Source organism: Rhodanobacter sp. C03 (genome assembly GCF_002001175.1).
GTDB lineage: Bacteria > Pseudomonadota > Gammaproteobacteria > Xanthomonadales > Rhodanobacteraceae > Rhodanobacter.
Genome location: NZ_MUNT01000011.1, coordinates 56,409 through 77,192 on the forward strand (window position 1 = coordinate 56,409; position 20,784 = coordinate 77,192).

Genomic DNA, 20,784 nt, shown 5'->3' on the forward strand with positions numbered 1-20,784 from the left:
TGACCATGATCGCGGCTGAAGCCGCTCCTACACGTTACGGATAGCCATGGGATTTTCGACACTCTTCATTCGCCGGCCGATCGCCACCTCCTTGCTGATGGTGGCGATCCTGCTGCTCGGCATCCTCGGCTACCGCCAGCTGCCGGTGTCGGCGCTGCCGGAGATTGAGGCGCCCAGCCTGGTGGTGAGCACGCAGTACCCGGGTGCCAGCGCTGCCACCATGGCCTCGCTGGTGACCACCCCGCTGGAGCGCAACCTCGGCCAGATCTCCGGCCTGTCGATGATGACCTCCGATTCGTCGGCCGGCCTGTCGACGATCGTGCTGCAGTTCAATATGGACCGCGACATCGACATCGCCGCGCAGGACGTGCAGTCGGCGTTGAACCAGGCGCGCGGCACGTTGCCCAGCACGCTGCCGTATCCGCCGGTGTACAACCGGGTGAATCCGGCCGACGCGCCGATCCTTACGCTGGAACTCACCTCCGACAGCCTGCCGCTGCGCGACGTCAACAACTACGCCGATTCGATCCTGGCGCAGAAGCTGTCGCAGGTGCAGGGCGTGGGCCTGGTCTCGATCGCCGGCAACGTGCGTCCGGCCGTGCGCGTGCAGGTGAATCCGGCGCAGCTGGGCAACCTCGGCCTGACCATGGAGGACGTGCGCAGCGCGCTCACCCAGGCCAACGTGAATGCGCCCAAGGGCACGCTCAACGGCGCCACCCAGAGTTACAGCATCGGCACCAATGACCAGCTGGCCACGGCCGAGGAATACAAGAACACCATCATCAGCTACAAGAGCAACGCGCCGGTACGCCTGTCCGACGTGGCCAACGTGGTCGATGGGGCGGAGAACGACCAGCTCGCGGCGTGGGCCAACGGCAAGCCGGCAGTGCTGCTGGACATCCGTCGCCAGCCCGGTGCGAACATCGTGCAGACGGTGGAGTCGATCCGCCAGATCCTGCCGCAGCTGCGCGCGGTGTTGCCGGCGAGCGTGCACCTGGACGTGTTCGCCGATCGCACGGTGACCATCCGCGCTTCGGTGCACGACGTGGAGTTCACCCTGCTGCTGACCATCTTCCTGGTGGTGGCGGTGATCTTCGTGTTCCTGCGCCGGCTGTGGGCCACGATCATCCCGTCGGTGGCGGTGCCGTTGTCGCTGCTGGGCACGTTCGGCGTGATGGCGTTCACCGGCATGTCACTGGACAACCTGTCGCTGATGGCGTTGACCGTCGCTACCGGTTTCGTGGTCGACGATGCGATCGTGATGATCGAGAACATCGTGCGCTACATCGAGCAGGGCAAGGACGGCAAGGAGGCGGCCGAGATCGGCGCGAAGGAGATTGGTTTTACGGTCCTGTCGCTGACCGTATCACTGGTGGCGGTGTTCCTGCCGTTGCTGCTGATGCCTGGCGTCACTGGTCGTCTGTTCCACGAATTCGCCTGGGTGCTGACGATCGCGGTGACCATCTCGATGCTGGTGTCGCTGACGCTGACGCCGATGATGTGCGCCTATCTGCTCAAGGCCGACCAGTTGCCGGAAGGCGACGACGCGCATGAGCGTCACGCCGCCGCCGGCAAGCAGAACCTGTGGACGCGCACGGTCCATCTCTACGAGCGTTCGCTGGACTGGGTGCTCGATCATCGCCCGCTGACCATGCTGGTGGCTGGCGCCGCGGTGGTGCTCACGGTGTTCCTGTACATCGTGATTCCCAAGGGCCTGCTGCCCGAGCAGGACACCGGCATGATCACGGGTGTGGTGCAGGCCGACCAGAACGTGGCGTTCCCGCAGATGGAGCAGCGCACCAAGGCGGTCGCCGATGCCTTGCGCAAGCAGGACGGTGTGGCCGGTGTGGCCGCCTTCATCGGCGCCGGCTCGGTCAATCCCACGCTGAACCAGGGTCAGCTCAGCATCGTGCTGAAGGATCGCGGTGATCGCGCCAACCTGGACACGATGGTAGCGAACCTGCAGGCGGCGGCGGCAGGTATTCCCGGCGTGGCGCTGTACCTGAAGCCGGTGCAGGACGTGACCCTGGACAGCCAGGTGTCCGCCACCGAATACCAGTACTCGATGTCCGACGTGAACGCGACCGAGCTGTCCGGTTACGCCAACCAGATGACCCAGGCCATGCGCCAGCGCCCGGAGCTGGCCGACGTCGGCAACAACCTCGCCGATCAGGGTACGGCGCTGAAGCTGACCATCGACCGCGACAAGGCCAGCCGCCTCGGCGTGCCGGTGCAGACGATCGACGACACGCTGTACGACTCGTTCGGGCAGCGCCAGATCTCGACCATCTTCACCCAGCTCAACCAGTATCGCGTGGTGCTCGAAGTGGCGCCGCAGTTCCGCACCAGCACGTCGCTGCTGAACCAGCTGGCGGTGAAGAGCAATGGCAACGGGGCGCTGACCGGCAGCAATGCGACCAGCTTCGGCCAGGTCGCGTCGAGCAATTCGTCGACCAGCACCGGCATCAGCGTCGCCAATACCGGCGTCATCGTCGGCAGCGGCAGCATCATTCCGATCGCATCGCTGGCGTCGGCCGAGGTCACCACCTCGCCGCTGGTGGTCAGTCACCAGCAGCAACTGCCGGCGGTGACCGTGTCGTTCAACCTGGCGCCGGGTTACTCGCTGTCGCAGGCGGTGGATGCCATCCACGGGATCGAACAGCAGCTGAAGTTCCCGCCGCAGGTGCGTGGCCAGTTCATCGGCAAGGCGGCGGAATTCTCCTCCAGCCTCGGTGACGAGGTGTTGCTGCTGCTCGCCGCGATCATCGTGATCTATATCGTGCTGGGCGTGCTGTACGAGAGCTACATCCACCCGCTGACGATCATCTCCACGCTGCCGCCGGCCGGTGTCGGTGCGCTGCTGGCGCTGATCCTGTGCGGCATGAGCCTGTCGGTGGACGGCATCGTCGGCATCGTGCTGCTGATCGGCATCGTCAAGAAGAACGCGATCATGATGATCGACTTCGCGATCGAGGCGAAACGTACCGGCATGAACGCGCATGACGCGATCCGCCGTGCCTGCCTGCTGCGCTTCCGCCCGATCATGATGACCACTGCCGCGGCGATGCTCGGCGCACTGCCGCTGGCGCTGGGCAACGGTATCGGTTCGGAACTGCGCCGTCCGCTCGGCGTGTCGATCGTCGGCGGCCTGCTGCTGTCGCAGCTGGTGACGCTGTACACCACGCCGGTGATCTATCTGTACATGGAGCGTTTCTCCGACTGGCTCGCCGCGCGCCGTGAGCAGCGCGCGCTACGGCACGCGAGCCAGGGCGCTGCGTGATGCAGCCGATGTCCTGCGGGGCCGCGCCATCGCGGGCGCTCCGGGTGGATAGTGAAGCAGCTGGCCGATCATCCCCGCGGTGACTCAACCTTTTCACGGCTGAGGCGTTAGCTGGGGATGAATCTTTCACGCGCCGTCTGCAATAACGTCCTCCGTACCCTGGTCAAGCTCGATCCATGAATATCTCCGGTCCGTTCATCCGCCGCCCGATCGGCACCTCGCTGCTGGCGATCGGCGTCTTTGTGGTCGGAGTGATCTGCTACGCGCTGCTCGGCGTCTCGGCATTGCCGGACATGCAGATACCGGTGATCTTCGTGCAGGCCAGCCAGGCCGGTGCCAGTGCGGGCACGATGGCCTCCACCGTGGCCGCGCCGCTGGAGCGTCACCTGGGCCAGGTCACCGGCATCGACACCATGCGTTCGTCCAGTTCGCTGGGCAGCACCCAGGTGTTCCTGATGTTCGACTCCGGTCGCAACCTGGATGCCGCGGCGCGCGATGTGCAGGCGGCGATCAATGCAGCGCAGTCGGATCTGCCGTCCGGCCTCAACAGCCCGCCCAGTTACGAGAAGGCGAATCCGAACGACGATCCGATCATCGCCTTCGCGCTGACGTCCGAAACGCAATCCACGCGCGACTTGTATGACGTCGCCGATTCGCTGCTGGCGCAGCGGCTGCGTCAACTCGAGGGCGTGGCTTCGGTGGACATCGCCGGCGCGTCGACGCCGGCGGTGCGCGTCGACGTGAACCTGCGCGCACTCAACGCGATGGGGCTGTCGCCGGACGACCTGCGCAACGCGTTGACCGCGGCCAACGTGACCTCGCCGCAGGGTTTCCTGTCCGATGGCAACACCACGATGGCGGTGACCGCCAACGATGCCCTGCACAACGCCGACGATTTCGCGAAGCTGGTCATCTCCAACCAGAATGGGGTGGCGGTGCGGCTGTCCGACGTGGCCAAGGTCTACGACGGCACTCAGGACGCGTATCAGGCGGCGTGGTTCCAGGGCAAGCCGGCGATCCTGATGTACGTGTACAAGCAGTCCAATGCGAATGTCATCGGCACGGTGGACCGGGTCAAGGCGGCGATACCGGAGCTGCGTGGGTATCTGCAGCCGGGCACCACGCTGACTTCGTACTTCGACGGTACGCCGACCATCCGCGCCTCGCTGCACGAAGTGCAGGCCACGCTGCTGATCAGCCTGGCGATGGTGGTGTTGACGATGGCGCTGTTCCTGCGCCGGCTGGCGCCGACCCTGATTGCCGCGGTGGCGGTACCGCTATCGCTGGCCGGCGCGGCCACGCTGATGTACATCCTCGGCTACACCCTCAACAACCTCACCTTGCTGGCGCTGGTGATCGCGATCGGCTTCGTCGTCGACGATGCGATCGTGGTGATCGAGAACATCGTGCGGCATATCGATCAGGGTATGACGCGGATGCAGGCGGCGCTGACCGGGGCGCGCGAGATCGGCTTTACCATCGTGTCTATCACCGGTTCGCTGATCGCGGTATTCATCCCGCTGCTGTTCATGGGTGGCATCACCGGCATGTTCTTCAAGGAGTTCACGATGACGCTGGTGGCGGCGATCGTGATCTCGGCGGTGATCTCGCTGACTTTGACGCCATCGATGTGCGGCCATTTCCTGCGCGGGCATCGCGAAGCGGCCGAGTCGTCGCGCTGGGGCCGCGCGATCGACCGTTTCCACGAAGGCATGCTGGCGGTCTATACCCGCGCGCTGAATTTCTCGCTGCGCCATGCGTTGCTGCTGTCGCTGACACCATTGATCCTGATCGGCGTCACCATTTTCCTGTTCACCCAGGTCAAGACCAGCCTGTTCCCGCAGCAGGACACCGGCTTGATCCGCGGACGCGCGACATCGGGTTCGACCGTGTCGTTCCAGGATTCGGTCGACCGCCAGCAACGCCTGATCGACATGCTGCTGAAGGATCATGACGTGGCCACCGTCGGCTCGCGCCTGGGCAGCAGCCGGCAGGGTGCCAGCGGCTTCTTCGATATCCAGCTGAAGACCGCCGCAGAGGGCCGCAAGGACGACACCTTCGTGGCGCTGGCGCGGTTGAGCGCGAAGGCCGCGAAGTATCCGGATCTGAATGTGCGACTGCGTCCGATCCAGGACTTGCCCAGCTTCGGTGGTGGCGGCAGCAGCCAGGGCGCGCAGTATCAGATATCCCTGCAGGGCGACGACCTGGCCGAGCTGCAGGCGTGGCTGCCGAAGTTGGTCACCGAGCTGAAGAAGAATCCCCAGCTGAGGGATGTCGGCAGCGACCTCGACGAGGCCGGCCTCGAGCAGGACATCGTGATCGATCGCGACAAGGCCTCGCGGCTTGGACTGTCCATCGGCACCATCGACGGCGCGCTGTACGACGCGTTCGGCCAGCGACAGGTATCGACGATCTATTCCGATCTCAACCAGTACAAGGTAGTGATCAACGCGCTGCCGAACCAGACCGCGTCGCCGGCCTCGCTCGACAGCACCTACGTGAAGTCGACCAGCGGCCAGATGATTCCGCTCACCGCGTTTGCGCATCAGCAGGCCGGCCTCGCACCCACCCAGGTTACCCACCAGAATCAGCAGACCACGATGGATCTCAGCTTCAACCTGGCGCCCGGCGTGAGCATGGGCGAGGCGTTGCAGGTGATCCAGGCCACGGCGAGCAACATGCGCATGCCGGGCGACATCAAGCTCAACGTGGGCGGTGATTTCCGCCGCTTCCAGCAATCGCAGAGCGGCATGCTGTGGCTGGTGCTGGGTGCGATCCTCACCGTCTACATCGTGCTCGGCATGCTGTACGAGAGCTTGATCCATCCGGTGACGATCCTGTCCACCTTGCCGGCGGCTGGTGTCGGCGCACTCATGGCGCTGTGGCTCACCAACACCGACCTGTCGGTGATCGCGCAGATCGCGCTGGTGCTGTTGATCGGCATCGTCAAGAAGAACGCGATCATGATGATCGACTTCGCCCTCGTCGCCGAACGCGAGCACGGCAAGAGCCCGATGGATGCCGCACGCGAAGCCTGCATCGTGCGCTTCCGCCCGATCATGATGACCACCATGGTCGCGATTCTCGCCGCGCTGCCGATCGCGATCGGCCTCGGCGAAGGCTCCGAACTGCGTCGGCCGCTCGGCATTGCGCTGATCGGCGGCCTGCTGATCTCGCAAAGCCTCACCTTGCTGAGCACCCCGGCGCTGTACGTGATCTTCTCGTGCCTGGCGGCACGGCGGAAAGCGTGGTGGGCGGCTCGGCAGGAGCGTGCGCGGTCGCGCCGCATCGTCAGCGTGCGCGGCTGAGGCATCGCCTTCGACAGGCCGATCCTGGCAGGAGCCGGATTGGCGTTTGTATGTTCAGCATTTCCTTCATGCACACGGCTTGTTAACCCGATGCTGGTTATCACTGTGGTCTTCCACAAATGCAGATGCGTTTGTTCGCCCCACGCAGGAGAATCCCCATGAAAATGACCCGCCACGCCCTGATCTGTGCCGTTTCGCTGGCCGCCGTGTTGGCCCTGAGTGCCTGTGGCAAGACGAACGACGAATCGGCCTCGCAAGTACCCGCTACGCCGCCCCCGGCCGCCACGGTCGCCGCGCCGGCAATGGCACCGGCAACCGATGCTTCCACCATGGCACCGGCGAGCAGCGGCTCCGCCATGACGCCCATGAACAGCAGCTCTTCCGCGCAGCCACCCGCCAACAGCAGTTCTGCGGGCACCGGGCATTGATACGGCCCCGACAGGCATGGCTCGATGACTGAGTAAGGATGCGGATCTCCGGGAGCGGGGTCTGGCCGCGCCCCTGAAGATCCGCATGACAGTCTGCCTGTTGTTCTGGCTGGAACACATTCGACAAGCTGAAAGATGCACAAGATCAGACAAAGGCCGGGAAACCGGCCTTTGTCGTTTCCAGTTCTGGGGTCTTGAGTGCCGGAATGGCCAGGTGATGATTCCCGCGAATTTTCCGTACGGCGACGCGATGCCTGCGTGCTTTCGCGCGTATCGCCCAGGCAGCAGACCTGTTCGACTTCGGCCTCATGGGGTTCGCCGCTCAACGTGCCAGGCAGGATCACGGCCCGCTTTCCCCTCCCTAGCGAAAACGCGACAATGGGAGGCTTTCGTAAACGCTGATCAAGCATGCTTGGGTAGTTTGGGAGGATCCGATCGCCGCAGGCACGGTATGCCTTGCGACCCCGGCACGTTCCCGAGCGGCAGCGCCTTATCCTTCGAATGTCGTCACAGTGAGGTCCATCAGACAATGCCCACCACGCCAAAGATCATCTACACGCTGACGGACGAAGCCCCGTTCCTCGCCACGCAGTCCCTGTTGCCGATCATCGCCGCGTTCACCAGTACCGCCGGCATCAAGGTGGAGACGCGTGACATCTCGCTGGCGGGGCGCATCATTGCGCTGTTCCCGGAGTTCCTGAAGGACGATCAGAAGATTGCCGATGATCTGGCCGAGCTGGGTCAGCTCGCCACCACGCCGGAGGCGAACATCATCAAGCTGCCGAACATCAGCGCGTCGATGCCGCAGCTGAAGGCCGCGATCAAGGAGCTGCAGGGTCAGGGCTATGCGCTGCCGGACTATCCGGACGAGCCGAAGGACGCGTCGGAAAAAGACATCAAGGCGCGCTATGACCGGGTCAAGGGCAGTGCGGTGAATCCGGTGTTGCGCGAAGGCAACTCCGATCGTCGCGCCCCGGTTTCGGTGAAGAACTATGCGCGCAAGCATCCGCACAAGATGGGTGCGTGGAGCCAGGATTCGAAAACCCATGTAGCGCACATGGACGGCGGCGACTTCTACGGCACCGAGAAATCCGCCGTCGTCGAGCAGGCCGGCAACGTCAGCATCGAATGGTCCGGCAAGGACGGCAGCCATACCGTGCTGAAGCCGAAGACCGCGTTGCTGGCCGGCGAGATCATCGACGCCGCGGTGATGAGCAGGCGCGCGCTGGCCAGTTTCATCGACGCGAAAATTGCGGACGCGAAGAAGCAGGGCGTGCTGTTCTCCGTGCATTTGAAGGCGACCATGATGAAGGTCTCCGACCCGATCATGTTCGGCGTGGTGATCAGCGAGTTCTACCGCGACGTGTTGGTGAAGCACGCGGCCGTGCTGAAGCAGGTCGGCTTCAATCCGAACAACGGCATCGGCGACTTGTATGCACGCATCGCGTCGCTGCCGGAAACGCAGCAGGCGCAGATCAAGGCCGACATCGACGCGGAGTACGCGCAGCGTCCGGGTCTGGCGATGGTCAATTCCGACAAGGGCATTACCAGCCTGCACGTGTCCAGCGACGTGATCATCGACGCCTCGATGCCGGCGATGATCCGTGACTCCGGCAAGATGTGGAACGCCGAAGGCAAGTTGCAGGACATCGTCGCGGTGATCCCCGACCGCAGCTATGCCGGCGTGTATCAAGCCACCATCGACGACTGCAAGGCGCATGGTGCGTTCGATCCGGCAACCATGGGCAGCGTGCCGAACGTGGGCCTGATGGCGCAGGCGGCCGAGGAGTACGGCTCGCACGACAAGACCTTCCAGATCGCCGCCGACGGCGTGGTGAAGGTGATCGATGCCGCCGGCACCGTGCTGTTGCAGCATGAGGTCGAGGCGGGCGATATCTGGCGCATGTGCCAGACCAAGGATGCGCCGATCCAGGATTGGGTGAAGTTGGCGGTGAGCCGCGCGCGGCACACGCCGGCGGTGTTCTGGCTGGATCCGCAGCGCGCCCACGACACGCAGATGATCAGCAAGGTCGAGCGTTACCTGAAGGATCACGACCTCAGCGGTCTGGATATCCGCATCATGACGCCGGTGGAAGCGACGAAATTCTCGCTGGAGCGCATCCGCCAGGGGCTGGACACGATTTCCGTCACCGGCAACGTGCTGCGCGACTACCTGACCGACCTGTTCCCGATCATGGAGCTGGGCACCAGCGCGAAGATGCTCTCGATCGTGCCGCTGATGGCCGGCGGCGGCCTGTTCGAAACCGGCGCCGGCGGTTCCGCGCCCAAGCACGTGCAGCAGTTCCTGGAAGAGGACTACCTGCGCTGGGATTCGCTGGGCGAGTTTCTCGCGCTGGCGGCATCGCTGGAACATCTGGGCAACCGCTACGCCAATGTCGACGCCGACGCGCTGGCCAAGACGCTCGATCAGGCCAACGGCAAGTTCCTCGACAACAACAAGTCGCCGTCACGCAAGGTCGGCGAACTGGACAATCGTGGCAGTCATTTCTATCTGGCGCTGTACTGGGCGCAGGCGCTGGCTTCGCAGGAGTCGCACGCGGCACTAAAGGCCAAGTTCGCACCACTGGCCAAGGCGTTGCAGGAGAACGAGGCGAAGATCGTCGCCGAACTCAACGGCGCGCAGGGCAAGCCGGTGGATATCCAGGGTTATTACCACCCGAACCTGAAGCTGGTCAGCGCTGCCATGCGTCCGAGCGCGACCTTCAACGCCGCGCTGGCGGCGCTTTCGGCGTGAGGCGAGCCGCGTTGGAGTAAGCGCGGTACGCTGCAGCAGCAAAAGGACGGGGCGCCTTGCGGCGCCCCGTCTTTATTTTCATCGCGGCCTGCAGCCGGACAAGATGTCCGGTGGGCATGCCAGAAGTTCCCCGATCCGCATGCCGACGCGCGGTTCCGGCAACATTCGAGTCAGCATGGCCCTGACACAATCCACGCTTCCGAGAATGGAGCAGCACCGATGCGTCTGTCATGCCTTGCCTTCCTGTTCGCGCTGAGTGGTTTGGTGCCGGCGTTCGCCCAATCGATCACGGCCAGCACGCCACCGCCACCGGTGCCATCGAACGTGGCCGAACTGGCGGGAGTGGTGGTCAGTGGCGTGATGCCCGGCCCGGGCCTGTGGAAGGTGTCCAAAGGCGATCACGTGATGTGGGTGCTCGGCACGCTGTCGCCGCTGCCGCAGAACATGCAGTGGCAGTCGCGCGATCTGGAACAGGTGATCAGCCAGTCGCAGCAGGTGTTGCTGTCGCCTTCGGTGAAGTTGAAGGCCAACGTCGGCTTTCTGGGCAAGATGTTCCTGCTGCCATCGGCCTATAGCGCACGCAAGAACGATGATGGGCAGACCTTGCAGCAGGTGTTGCCGCCACCGGTGTACGCGCGCTGGGAGGTGCTCAAGCAGAAGTACATCGGCGATAACCGCGGCATCGAACGCTGGCGGCCGATCTTCGCGGCACAGGAGCTGTACCAGAAGGCGATCAAGGCGAATGGCTTGAGCAAGACCGGCGGCATCCAGGCCGACATCGATGCACTGGCCACCCGCTACGGCGTCAAGCAGGTGCCGACGGATTACCAGGTCGTCATCGAACATCCGGGCGCGGCGCTCAAGGCGTTCAAGAGCTCCGCCCCGCACGACACCACCTGCTTCATCCGCACGCTGGACAGCATCGAGCAGGACATGCCGGCGATGAAGGCGCGCGCCAACGCCTGGGCCACCGGCGACCTGCAGGCACTGCGCGAACTGCCCGACAGCGAGCGACGCGACGCTTGCGTTTCGGCGCTCGCAGACGCCGGCTTCGCCCGTACGCTGGGCCTCGACGACGTTACGGCGAAACTGCAAGCCGTCTGGCTGGGCGCTGCACGTGCGGCACTGCACACCAATACGCAGACCTTCGCGATGCTGCCGATGAGCGAGTTGCTGAAAGCGGACGGCTATCTGACGAAACTGCAGGCCGATGGTTACAAGGTCGAATCTCCGGAAGAGCAGGAGGCCGATCCCGCCCCAGGCAGCAGCGCCGATGCTCCCGCGAACAGTGGGAGCTCGTCACGATAGTCAGCCTGCGCTGACCCGATCCAGCTGTGCGATCTCGTCCGGTGCCAGCAGCAGTCGGGTGGCGCCGAGCAGCTCATGCAGCTGCTCCACGCTGGTGGCGCTGGCGATTGGCGCGGTGAGGCCGGGGCGTGCGATCAGCCACGCCAGCGCGACCTGTGCCGGCGTGGCGTGGTGGGTAGCGGCGATCGCGTCGAGCGCGGCGAGCACCTGCAAGCCACGCGGGTTCAGGTACTTTTTCACCGAGCCGCCGCGTGCACTGCTCCTGGCCAGGTCGGCCTCGCTGCGGTACTTGCCGCTGAGGAAGCCGCTGGCCAGCGCGTAGTAGCTGATCACGCCGATGTTCTCCGCGCGGATCAGCGGCTCCAGTTCCTTTTCGTAGCCAGCGCGGCTGACCAGGTTGTATTCCGGCTGCAGGCTCTCGTAACGCGGCAGGCCATGTTGCTTCGATATGGCGAGCGCATCGGCGAAGCGCGCGGCGCCGTAGTTGGATGCACCGATCGCGCGTACCTTGCCGGCCTCGATCAGTCGCGCGAACGCGCCCAGAGTTTCGGCCAGTGGCACGCTGGCATCGTCCTCATGCGCCTGGTACAGGTCGATGTGGTCGGTCTGCAAGCGCTGCAGCGAACCGTTCACCGCCTGCTGGATGTTGGCCGGAGACAGACCGGGATGCTCGACCCATTTCGCCACCTTGGTGGCGATCACCACCTGGTCGCGCTTGCCGCTCTGCTTCAGCCAGCGACCGATGATGGTCTCCGACTCGCCGCCACGATTGCCGGGAACCCAGGCCGAATACACATCGGCGGTATCGATCAGGTTGCCGCCGGCATCGACGAACGCATCGAGCAGTTCGAACGAGCGCTTTTCGTCGGCACTCCAGCCAAACACGTTGCCGCCGAACGCAAGCGGGGCGATGGACAACGACGATTTGCCAAGTGAGCGCTTGTGCATGGAGGAACACCTCGAGCCATGGAAGTGCCAAGCATGCACGCGTCCGGGCAAATAGAGCGTGATGTATCCGGGACGATTGCGTGCCGGACACGGGTAGCGTCGGCTCAGCGCGGTCCGACGAGTCGCGGCCAGATCGCCGCGCAGCACATCCGCGCGATGGACTTGGGTTTTGCTGGGGCGGGCTTGCGCCGACCCGTCGTGGTGCGGGTATCAGGGCGCCAGGGCAGATCGTTATGGGTGACGTGGCCGTGCAGGAACAACAGGTTGGTCCAGAGTGAGCTCATGACGGGATCTCCTGGGAGCATGAAGACTTGGTGTGAGCTCAAGATACGCGGGCCACACACCGCCAAAAAGCGATATATTCGCAAGCCAGACTTGAGAGAAATTCAAGATGGGAAAGCTGCCGCTGGGCCTGCTGCAACAGTTCGTGCTGGTCGCCCGGCTGGGTAATCTGTCGCGCGCCGCGACGCAGGCGAACCTCACCGTGAGTGCGCTCAGTCACCAGATGCGCCAGCTGGAAGAGCGGCTGGAGCGACGGCTGTTCGAACGCGGGCCGCGCGGAGTGACGTTGACCGTCGAGGGCTGCAGCCTGCTCGAGGCGGTGGGCGAGCATTTCGACGGCATTGAACATGCGCTGTCGCGCTATCACCAGCGTCGCCACGACGCGCTCACGCTCAGTGCCAGCCCCGGCATCATGTCGAGCTGGCTGGTGCCGCGGTTGCCGCGGTTGGTCGCAGTGCATCCGGACTTGGAGCTTAGCTTGCAGTCCACATCGGCGCTGGTGAACTTCGAGCGCGAGCCGGTCGATGTCGGTTTGCGTTACGGTCATGGCAACTGGCCCGGCCTGCACAGCGAGCGGCTGTTCGGCGAATGGATCGCGCCAGTCGCGGCGCCTGCCCTGGTGGCGCGGATGGAGGGCGTCGATCCCGGTGACCTGTCGCGCTGGCCGCTGCTCGGAGAGCCGAGTCCCTCCACTCGCTGGAACGACTGGTTCGCCCGTGTCGGCAGCGCGCCACCGACGCGCTACGTGGCGCAATTCGACAGCCTCGATGCGCTGCGCCACGCAGCACTGGAAGGCCTTGGCGTGGCCTTGGGCCGGATGGTGACATCGAAATCGCTGATCGACGCCGGGCGGCTGCAGGTGCTGGGCGAAAACTACCTGGCGGTGAAGGAGGCGTACTGGCTGGTGTATCCGCCGCGTTCGCAGGAGCATCGCGGCTTGCAGCTGTTCCGCGAATGGCTGCTGGCCGAGGCGGACGACTACGGCCGGCAGATGTCGGCGTTTCGGCCGGATGACACGGCCGTGGGTTGATGCGGTTTCGCAACGCGGCCGGACGCGTCATCATCGTGGGTCGTTGCCGACCCATCGTCAGGAGTTGAACCATGAAGTCACGCGCCGCGGTTGCCTGGGAAGCCGGCAAACCACTCACGATCGAACAGGTCGATGTCGCCGGGCCGAAGGCCGGCGAGGTGCTGGTGCGCATCGTCGCCACCGGTGTCTGCCATACCGATGCGTTCACCCTGTCGGGCGCCGATCCGGAGGGGATGTTCCCGGTGATTCTCGGTCACGAGGGCGGCGGCATCGTCGAGGAAGTCGGCGCCGGTGTCACCACGCTGAACGTCGGCGATCACGTGATTCCGCTGTACACGCCCGAATGTGGCGAGTGCAAATTCTGCCGTTCGGGCAAGACCAACCTGTGCCAGAAAATTCGCGTCACGCAGGGTCGCGGCCTGATGCCCGACGGCACCAGCCGCTTCTCGCTCGATGGCAAGCCGCTGCTGCACTACATGGGTACCAGCACGTTCAGCGAATACACCGTGCTGCCGGAGATCTCGCTGGCGAAGATCAGCAAGGCCGCGCCGCTGGAGAAGGTCTGCCTGCTCGGTTGCGGCATCACCACCGGCATCGGCGCGGTGCTCAATACGGCGAAGGTCGAGCCGGGGGCATCGGTGGCGGTATTCGGCATGGGTGGCATCGGCCTGTCGGTGGTGCAGGGCGCAGTGATGGCGAAGGCCGGCCGCATCGTGGTGATCGACACCAATCCGGACAAGTTCGAGATGGCCAAGCTGCTCGGCGCCACCGACTGCATCAATCCCAAGGACTACCCGGACACACCGATCCAGCAGGTGATCGTGGATCTCACCGATGGCGGCGTGGACTATTCGTTCGAGTGCATCGGCAACGTCCACGTGATGCGCGCGGCGCTGGAGTGCTGCCACAAGGGCTGGGGCGAGTCGATCATCATCGGCGTCGCCGGCGCGGGGCAGGAAATCAGCACGCGGCCGTTCCAGCTGGTCACCGGGCGGGTGTGGCGTGGCTCGGCGTTCGGCGGAGTCAAGGGTCGCTCGCAGCTGCCCGGTTACGTCGACCGTTACATGGCCGGCGAGATCAAGATCGACGAAATGATCACCGAAGTGCTGCCGCTGGAGCGCATCAACGATGCGTTCGAACTGATGCATGCGGGCAAGGTGATCCGCTCGGTGATTCACTACTGAGACCCAATGTTCGAACGGCCTCGTAGGGCGGGCACTGCCCGCCGGCTTTTGCTGTGCGTGGGTGTGTGGCAGAGCGGCGGGCAGTGCCCGCCCTATCGGGAATCCTTCCCCGTCGCGGTGAACGAAGCTCTAGAATATGAGCACGCCGCTGGCTCCATTCTGCTGTCGGCAGCCATCATTTTCTATGCCAGCACACCCATAAGGTTGTCCAATGAACCGCACCGCCATTCTCGTCGACGGCGCTTTTTTCCTTGCCCGCTACCGCAAGGTCTATGGCGAACGTGATGCCGGCGACGCACGCGCGGTGGCGAAAACCGTATTCAGCATGGCGCTGGAGCATCTGAAGGCAGTCGATCGTCCACGCGAATCGCTGTATCGCATCTTCTTCTACGACTGCCCACCGCTGGAAAAGAGCTTCATCAAGCCGGTCAGCGGCGACAGCATCGACTTCGGTCGCACCGGTGCCGCGGCGTTCCGGCGCGAGCTGCACGATCAGCTGCGCAGGCAGCGCAAGATGGCGTTGCGGCTGGGTCGGCTGGCCGAGCGCGGCGAATGGCAGCTCAAGCGCAATGCCTACCAGCAGCTGCGCGACGGCAATTTGCAATGGGATGATCTCGGCGACGAGCATTTCGAGCCGGACATGCGCCAGACCCAGGTCGACATGAAGATCGGCATCGACATCGCCGCATTGACCTACAAGAAGCTGGTCGACCAGATCATCCTGATCGCTGGCGATGCGGATTTCATACCGGCGGCGAAGCTGGCGCGCTACGAGGGTATCGACTTCATCCTCGATCCGATGTGGCAGAGCATCGCACCGGATTTGCACGAACATATCGATGGTTTGCAGTCGGTATGTCCGCGACCGTTCTGAATACCGTGCCTACACATGGGTTTCGCCACATTGCATCAAGTCTGCATAAAGGGGTCATCGATGAATCGCGGGATCGAAGCAAGGGTACGAGCGGCTCGCCTGGGTGCGGCACTGATGCTGGCGGCATGTCTGGGCCTGCCCGCGTTGGCGTGGGCACAGCAGGCGCCGGCCGCCTCGACCGCACAGGATCAGCCGGCTGACGAACTGGTACCACCGACCAGCGCCAGTGATTTCACCTCCGCCCAGCTGGACGGCGTACTTGCCGGCAACTGGCGTTCGCCGGCGAACCGTGCGCGCGATGTGTATCGCCACCCCAAGGCCACCCTGCAGTTTTTCGGTATCCGACCGGATCAAACGGTGATCGAGATCACCCCTGGCGGCGGCTGGTACAGCGAAGTCCTGGCGCCCCTGCTACGCGACAACGGGCATTACGTGGCCGCGCTGCAGGCACCTGTCGGCGACGGCGAGGCGAAGCGCGACGCGGCGGCGTTGCGCGCGAAATTTGCCGACGACCCGGCCGAGTACGGCAAGGCGACGATCGTCGAATTCGATCCGAAAGCGCCGGTACTCGGTGCGCCTGGTTCGGCCGATCTGGTGCTGACGTTCCGCAACGTGCACAACTGGGTGATGGCGGACACCGCGCAGGCGATGTTCAAGGCGTTCTTTTCGGTGCTGCGGCCCGGCGGCGTGCTGGGTGTGGTCGATCATCGCGCGGACGACAGTGCCACGCTGGCGATGGTGAAGCGCAGTGGCTACCTGCCGCCACGCTACGTGGTGAAGCTGGCCACCGAAGCGGGCTTCACGCTGGACGAGAGCAGCGAGATCAATGCCAACCCGAAGGATACGAAGGACTATCCCAAGGGCGTGTGGACATTGCCACCCACGCTCACGCTGGGCGAGCAGGACAAGGCGAAGTATCAGGCGATCGGCGAGTCGGACCGGATGACCCTGCGCTTCGTCAAGCCGTCGGCGCCGGCGGCTGCGACTCCCTGAAGCAACCATACGGCGTCCCGCCATGCTGATCGCCTTGAACAAGCCGTATGGCGTGCTGTGCCAGTTCACCGATGCGGATGGGCGCCGCACGCTGGCCGAATTCGTCAGGCAAAAAGACGTCTATGCGGCTGGACGGCTGGACCATGACAGCGAGGGTCTGCTGCTGCTGACCGACGATGGCCCGCTGGCGCACCAGCTGACCGATCCCCGGCACAAGCAGAGCAAGACCTATCTGGTACAGGTCGATGGCGAGATCGATGAGGCGGCCCTGCGCGCATTGCGTCGAGGTGTCCTGTTGAACGATGGCCCGACCTTGCCGGCGGAGGCGACGCGCATCGCCGAGCCGGACTGGCTGTGGCCGCGCGACCCGCCGGTGCGCTTCCGCAAGAGCATTCCCACCAGCTGGCTCAGTCTTGCCATCCGCGAGGGCCGCAATCGCCAGGTACGCCGGATGACCGCCGCAGTGGGTTTCCCGACCCTTCGACTGATCCGCGTGCGCATCGGCGAGCACGCGCTGGACGGACTGGCGCCCGGCGCGACACGTACTCTCTTGCCCTAGGAGCGCTTACAGGCCGAAGAATGCTTCGGCAGTCGCCGTGCTGTTCGCCGCCGTGACTTCAACCGGTTCGCCGCGATCGCGCGCGATTTCCTCGCAAATGTGCTTGAGGTACATCGGCTCGTTGCGTCGGTGTGCCGGATGCGGTCGCACCGTGCGTGGCAGCAGGTAGGGCGCGTCGGTCTCGATCATCAACCGGTTCGCCGGAATCTCGCGCACCAGTTCGCGCAGATGGGTGCCACGGCGCTCGTCGCAGATCCAGCCGGTGATGCCGATGTGGCAATCCAGCGCCAGATAATCGCGCAGCGCCTCGCCACTGTCCGTAAAGCAGTGCACCACCGCCGCCGGCACTTTGTCGCGATAGCGTCGCAGCAGCGCGATGAAATCGTCGTGGGCATCGCGTTGATGCAGGAACAGGGGCTTCTGCAGATCCACCGCGATCCGTAACTGGCGCTCGAATACCTGCAGCTGCACCGGGCGCGGCGAATAATTGCGGTTGTAGTCCAGCCCGGTCTCGCCGATCGCGCGCACCGCATGATCCTGCGAAAGCTCACGCAGCAGTGCGTCGCTGGCGTCGTCGTAGTCGATCGCATGATGCGGATGCACTCCGGCAGTCGCGAACAGCGTGCCAGGGTATGCCCTGGCCAGCGCATGCGCATGCGTGCTGCCGTCACGCGAGGCGCCGGTGACGATCATCCGACTGACCCCATGCGCCTGCGCACGTTGCAGCACGGCATCGAAATCGTGGTGGAACGATTCGTGACCGAGGTTGGCGCCGATATCGAGTAGCTGCATGGTTTTTGGTCGTGGCGGGGTAGCCAATTCTGGCAGCTGCGAGCCCACGCGCAAGCGTGCTTTCTTCCCGCGGCGCAGCACAAATCACGCTTGCGGGCTTCCATGAAATTACGTTGACGCTCGCAAGAAATTGCTGATAGCTTCGCTGGTTCGGGTCTGAGGGGTTTCGGAATCTGCGGTTCGGCTAGGTGGGAGCCACTGACATCGACGAGGGGGCGGGGTGGGTCCTGCACCGGGGAAGCTCGTCGCGATGTCGTGGCTGGTCGGGAATGCGTGGGCAGGGGCGTGGGGCGTGGGAGAGCGGGCCGTCAGGCAACCTCGACACGTTCTAAGCAACGGCTGGTGCTGCAGTGCACGGCGCGACTGGCGTCTGTTCACGCACGGAGCGTCCACGCAAGCCAGATGCTCTTGTCGACGAAATTCCGGCGCGCAATCCGGCGCGAGGAAAGCGTGCGCTAAAAATTTCTGGTGCCGGGTGACGGCACTTTTTTCAACGGGAGGGTTTTGCATTGATGAAGAACGTAATGACTCAGGCGGCGGCTGTGATGCTCACAGGCCTGTTCGCCAGTGCGGCAATCGCCGCAGACAAGAAGCCGGCGCAGCCAGCACAGTCGGCGGAGACTTCGGTCGCCGGCGGTTCCATGCAGGTGGCCTTCTTTGATCCGGTCACCAAGAAGCTGCGCGCGCCCACGCCCGAAGAGGCGGCGGCATTCGCCAAGTCGGTCGAACTCAAGCGCCAGCAGCAGGCCTTGCTGTCCAGCTCCAGTGGCCGTCCGCGCACCGAGGCCGAGTCGCTCAAGACCCTGCGCACGGTGCGTGTGAATGGTTACACCATGGAAGTGATGGACACGCCCGAAGACACGGACAGCTACGTGGTCGGCAAGCGCGACGCCAAGGGCAACCTGGTGGTGGTGCACCCGGGTGACGAAGTACCGACTGCCGCCGTGGAGGTGACGAAATGATCCGCCGCAACACGCTTTTTACGGCCTTCCTGGTTGCCGGCATGCTCGGCTTCGCTGGCAGCGCGCTCGCCGCCGACATCGTCATCATCAACAAGGACGTTGCCAACACCGGCCTCAATGACACGTCTCCTGCGACGCCGGTTGGCGGCAATGCCGGTGTGACGCGAGGCGAGCAGGCACGTATCGTGTTCCAGTTCGCGGCCAACATGTGGGGCGCCGTGTTGAAGAGCAGCGTGCCGATCGCGGTCGATGCCAAGTTCGGCCCGCTGCAGTGCGACGCCAATGGCACCGTGCTGGGCTCCACCGGCACCAATGGCAATATCCGGTTCACCAATGCCGCCACGGCCCCGGCGGGCGTGAAGCTGAACGTGTGGTATTCCGGCGCACTGGGCAATGCCTATTCCGGTGCCGATGCCACGCCCACGACGTCCGACATGACCATGTCGTTCAACGGCGCGTTGGGTACGGCAACGTGTCTGCCCGATAGCGGTTGGTATTTTGGTCTGGATGGCAAAACGCCGGCGGGCCAGAGCAATCTGCTCAACGTCATGCTGCACGAAATGAGTCATGGTCTCGGCTTTGCCGGTACGTCCAACCTCACCAGCGGAGCGCTCTCGCAGAGCTCGGTCAACATCTACGAGTACTTCGCTTACAGCAACACCAACAGCAAGGCGTGGGGTGACCTGACCAATGCGCAGCGCAAGGCCGCGGCCCTGGACGATGGCAATCTCGTTTTCCGCGGCACGAACGTCGTGGCCGAGGCGCCGCTGGCACTGGGTCCGCCGCCGGTCGTCAAGGTAACCGCGCCTGCCGCCGCCGTGGGTGATTACGCTTATGGCGAGGCATCGTTCGGTCCGGCAGCCACCGCGCAGAATTTCTCAGGCACGGCCGTGTTGGGCGTTTCCGGCAGTGACAGCCAGGCTTGTACGGCGTTGACCAATCCGGATGCGGTTGCCGGCCACGTCGCGATCGTCGACCGCGGCACCTGCAGCTTCCAGACCAAGGCTTACAACGCGCAGCAGTCCGGTGCCACGGCGGTGCTCATCGCCAATAACGCCGCCGGCGTGATCGGCATGGCAGGCGACAACACAGTCGGTGATGTCACCGTGCCGACCGTGATGGTCAGCCTGGCCGATGGCGCCAAGATCAAGGCCAACGTACCGGCGAGCGTGGGCCTCGGTCTCGGCAACGGCCTGGCCGGCACCGATGCGAACGGTAACGTGCAGTTGTATGCGCCAACGACTCTGGCCAGCGGTTCCTCGTTCTCGCATTACGACACCCGTCTGTCGCCCAATGCGCTGATGGAGTACGCCGAGAGTTCGGATCTGAAGGGGCACATCAATCTGGATCTGACCCCGGCGCTGTTCAAGGACGAGGGCTGGCAGCTCAACGAGACCGGCCAGAAGCTGTTGACCTGCGACACCGGCGTGCCGACATGGATCCCGGGTGGCATCGTGATTGGCGCCAACGTGTATGCCAATGCCAAGACGATCGCCGCTTCGGCAGCCCATTTCGGGATTTACCGCACGTCGATGTTGACCTACGCCGCCAACCTTGCCGCTCAGCAGCTGATAACGGCGCCGCAGGCCAGCAGCCTGAATGCCTGCCTCAGTGATGCTGAATTGCAGAATCAGTTCAATGCATGGGGCAACGGCTTGCCTGATCCTTCCGTTCCGACCGGTCCGGTCGCGATCGAGCTGGCCAACGGAGTTACCGTTGCTGGCCAGTCCGGCGCGGTGGGTGGCGAGAAGCTCTACTCGCTGGTGGTTCCGGCGGGTGCACGTGCACTGACGCTGCGTACCTCGGGTGGTACGGGCGACGTGTCGATGTTCGTCAAGTTCGGCGCCGAGCCTTCCACAACGGCATACGACTTCACCTCGGCGCATGCCGGAAACACCGAGTCGGTGGCTGTGAGCAAGCCGAGCGCAGGCACGTACTACATCAAGGTGGTGGGTGTGCAGGCATTCTCGAACGTCAGCGTGCAGGCCAATTTCGTGCCGTAACCGATTCGCGCTGGCGCCATCGCCAGTACGCACGGGTAGAACAGCTGGCCCCGGGTATGCCGGGGTCAGCTTCACTGG

General features: G+C 64.3%; 15 protein-coding genes. 11 read left to right on the forward strand and 4 right to left on the reverse strand.

Annotated features, from left to right (window positions below; all coding sequences use genetic code 11):
• Positions 1-46: 46 nt before the first annotated feature.
• Both B0E48_RS14980 and B0E48_RS14985 read left to right on the forward strand, forming a co-directional pair.
• Positions 47-3,280: an efflux RND transporter permease subunit gene (locus B0E48_RS14980; RefSeq protein WP_077518968.1), complete on the forward strand. Its 3,234-nt coding sequence runs from the start codon at positions 47-49 to the stop codon at positions 3,278-3,280.
• Between the two features lie 176 nt (positions 3,281-3,456).
• Positions 3,457-6,588, forward strand: coding sequence for an efflux RND transporter permease subunit (locus B0E48_RS14985; RefSeq protein ID WP_077518969.1), 3,132 nt, complete (start codon positions 3,457-3,459; stop codon positions 6,586-6,588).
• A 100-nt stretch (positions 6,589-6,688) separates the two neighbouring features.
• Here the strand turns inward: B0E48_RS14985 and B0E48_RS14990 are convergent, their stop codons facing one another.
• Positions 6,689-7,006: a hypothetical protein gene (locus B0E48_RS14990; RefSeq protein ID WP_077518970.1), complete on the reverse strand. Its 318-nt coding sequence runs from the start codon at positions 7,004-7,006 to the stop codon at positions 6,689-6,691.
• A gap of 539 nt (positions 7,007-7,545) precedes the next feature.
• Between B0E48_RS14990 and B0E48_RS14995 the strand changes: the two genes are divergently transcribed.
• Complete coding sequence (locus B0E48_RS14995; RefSeq protein WP_077518971.1) at positions 7,546-9,771, forward strand: NADP-dependent isocitrate dehydrogenase; 2,226 nt, start codon at positions 7,546-7,548, stop codon at positions 9,769-9,771.
• Between the two features lie 219 nt (positions 9,772-9,990).
• Complete coding sequence (locus B0E48_RS15000) at positions 9,991-11,079, forward strand: TraB/GumN family protein (RefSeq protein ID WP_077518972.1); 1,089 nt, start codon at positions 9,991-9,993, stop codon at positions 11,077-11,079.
• Here B0E48_RS15000 and B0E48_RS15005 read toward each other — a convergent pair whose 3' ends face one another.
• Positions 11,080-12,027, reverse strand: coding sequence for an aldo/keto reductase (locus B0E48_RS15005; protein ID WP_077518973.1), 948 nt, complete (start codon positions 12,025-12,027; stop codon positions 11,080-11,082).
• 104 nt (positions 12,028-12,131) lie between these two features.
• On the reverse strand, positions 12,132-12,311 hold the full coding sequence (locus B0E48_RS17610; RefSeq protein ID WP_139350310.1) for a hypothetical protein: 180 nt from the start codon (positions 12,309-12,311) through the stop codon (positions 12,132-12,134).
• Positions 12,312-12,418: 107 nt separating this feature from the next.
• Here B0E48_RS17610 and B0E48_RS15010 point away from each other — a divergent pair, with 107 nt between their 5' ends.
• The 5 genes from B0E48_RS15010 (at position 12,419) to B0E48_RS15030 (ending at position 16,949) form a co-directional block, all read left to right on the forward strand.
• Positions 12,419-13,339, forward strand: a complete 921-nt coding sequence (locus B0E48_RS15010) for a LysR substrate-binding domain-containing protein (RefSeq protein ID WP_077518974.1) — start codon at positions 12,419-12,421, stop codon at positions 13,337-13,339.
• A gap of 71 nt (positions 13,340-13,410) precedes the next feature.
• Positions 13,411-14,523, forward strand: a complete 1,113-nt coding sequence (locus tag B0E48_RS15015; RefSeq protein WP_077518975.1) for an S-(hydroxymethyl)glutathione dehydrogenase/class III alcohol dehydrogenase — start codon at positions 13,411-13,413, stop codon at positions 14,521-14,523.
• A 211-nt stretch (positions 14,524-14,734) separates the two neighbouring features.
• Positions 14,735-15,397 (forward strand): NYN domain-containing protein, encoded by a 663-nt coding sequence (locus B0E48_RS15020; protein WP_077518976.1) that lies wholly within the window; start codon positions 14,735-14,737, stop codon positions 15,395-15,397.
• Positions 15,398-15,457: 60 nt separating this feature from the next.
• A complete protein-coding gene (locus tag B0E48_RS15025) occupies positions 15,458-16,390 on the forward strand; it encodes a methyltransferase (RefSeq protein WP_254423986.1) in 933 nt (310 codons plus the stop codon).
• Positions 16,391-16,412: 22 nt separating this feature from the next.
• Entirely contained in the window at positions 16,413-16,949 is a 537-nt protein-coding gene (locus tag B0E48_RS15030) for a pseudouridine synthase (RefSeq protein WP_077518977.1), read from the forward strand.
• 6 nt (positions 16,950-16,955) lie between these two features.
• Here B0E48_RS15030 and B0E48_RS15035 read toward each other — a convergent pair whose 3' ends face one another.
• Positions 16,956-17,741 (reverse strand): TatD family hydrolase, encoded by a 786-nt coding sequence (locus tag B0E48_RS15035; protein WP_077519173.1) that lies wholly within the window; start codon positions 17,739-17,741, stop codon positions 16,956-16,958.
• A gap of 512 nt (positions 17,742-18,253) precedes the next feature.
• On the opposite strand from B0E48_RS15035, the gene B0E48_RS15040 reads away from it, so the two are divergent.
• A complete protein-coding gene (locus B0E48_RS15040; protein WP_139350311.1) occupies positions 18,254-18,703 on the forward strand; it encodes a hypothetical protein in 450 nt (149 codons plus the stop codon).
• A complete protein-coding gene (locus B0E48_RS15045; protein WP_077518979.1) occupies positions 18,700-20,706 on the forward strand; it encodes a PA domain-containing protein in 2,007 nt (668 codons plus the stop codon). The genes B0E48_RS15040 and B0E48_RS15045 overlap by 4 nt, the downstream gene beginning before the upstream one ends.
• Positions 20,707-20,784: the final 78 nt, after the last annotated feature.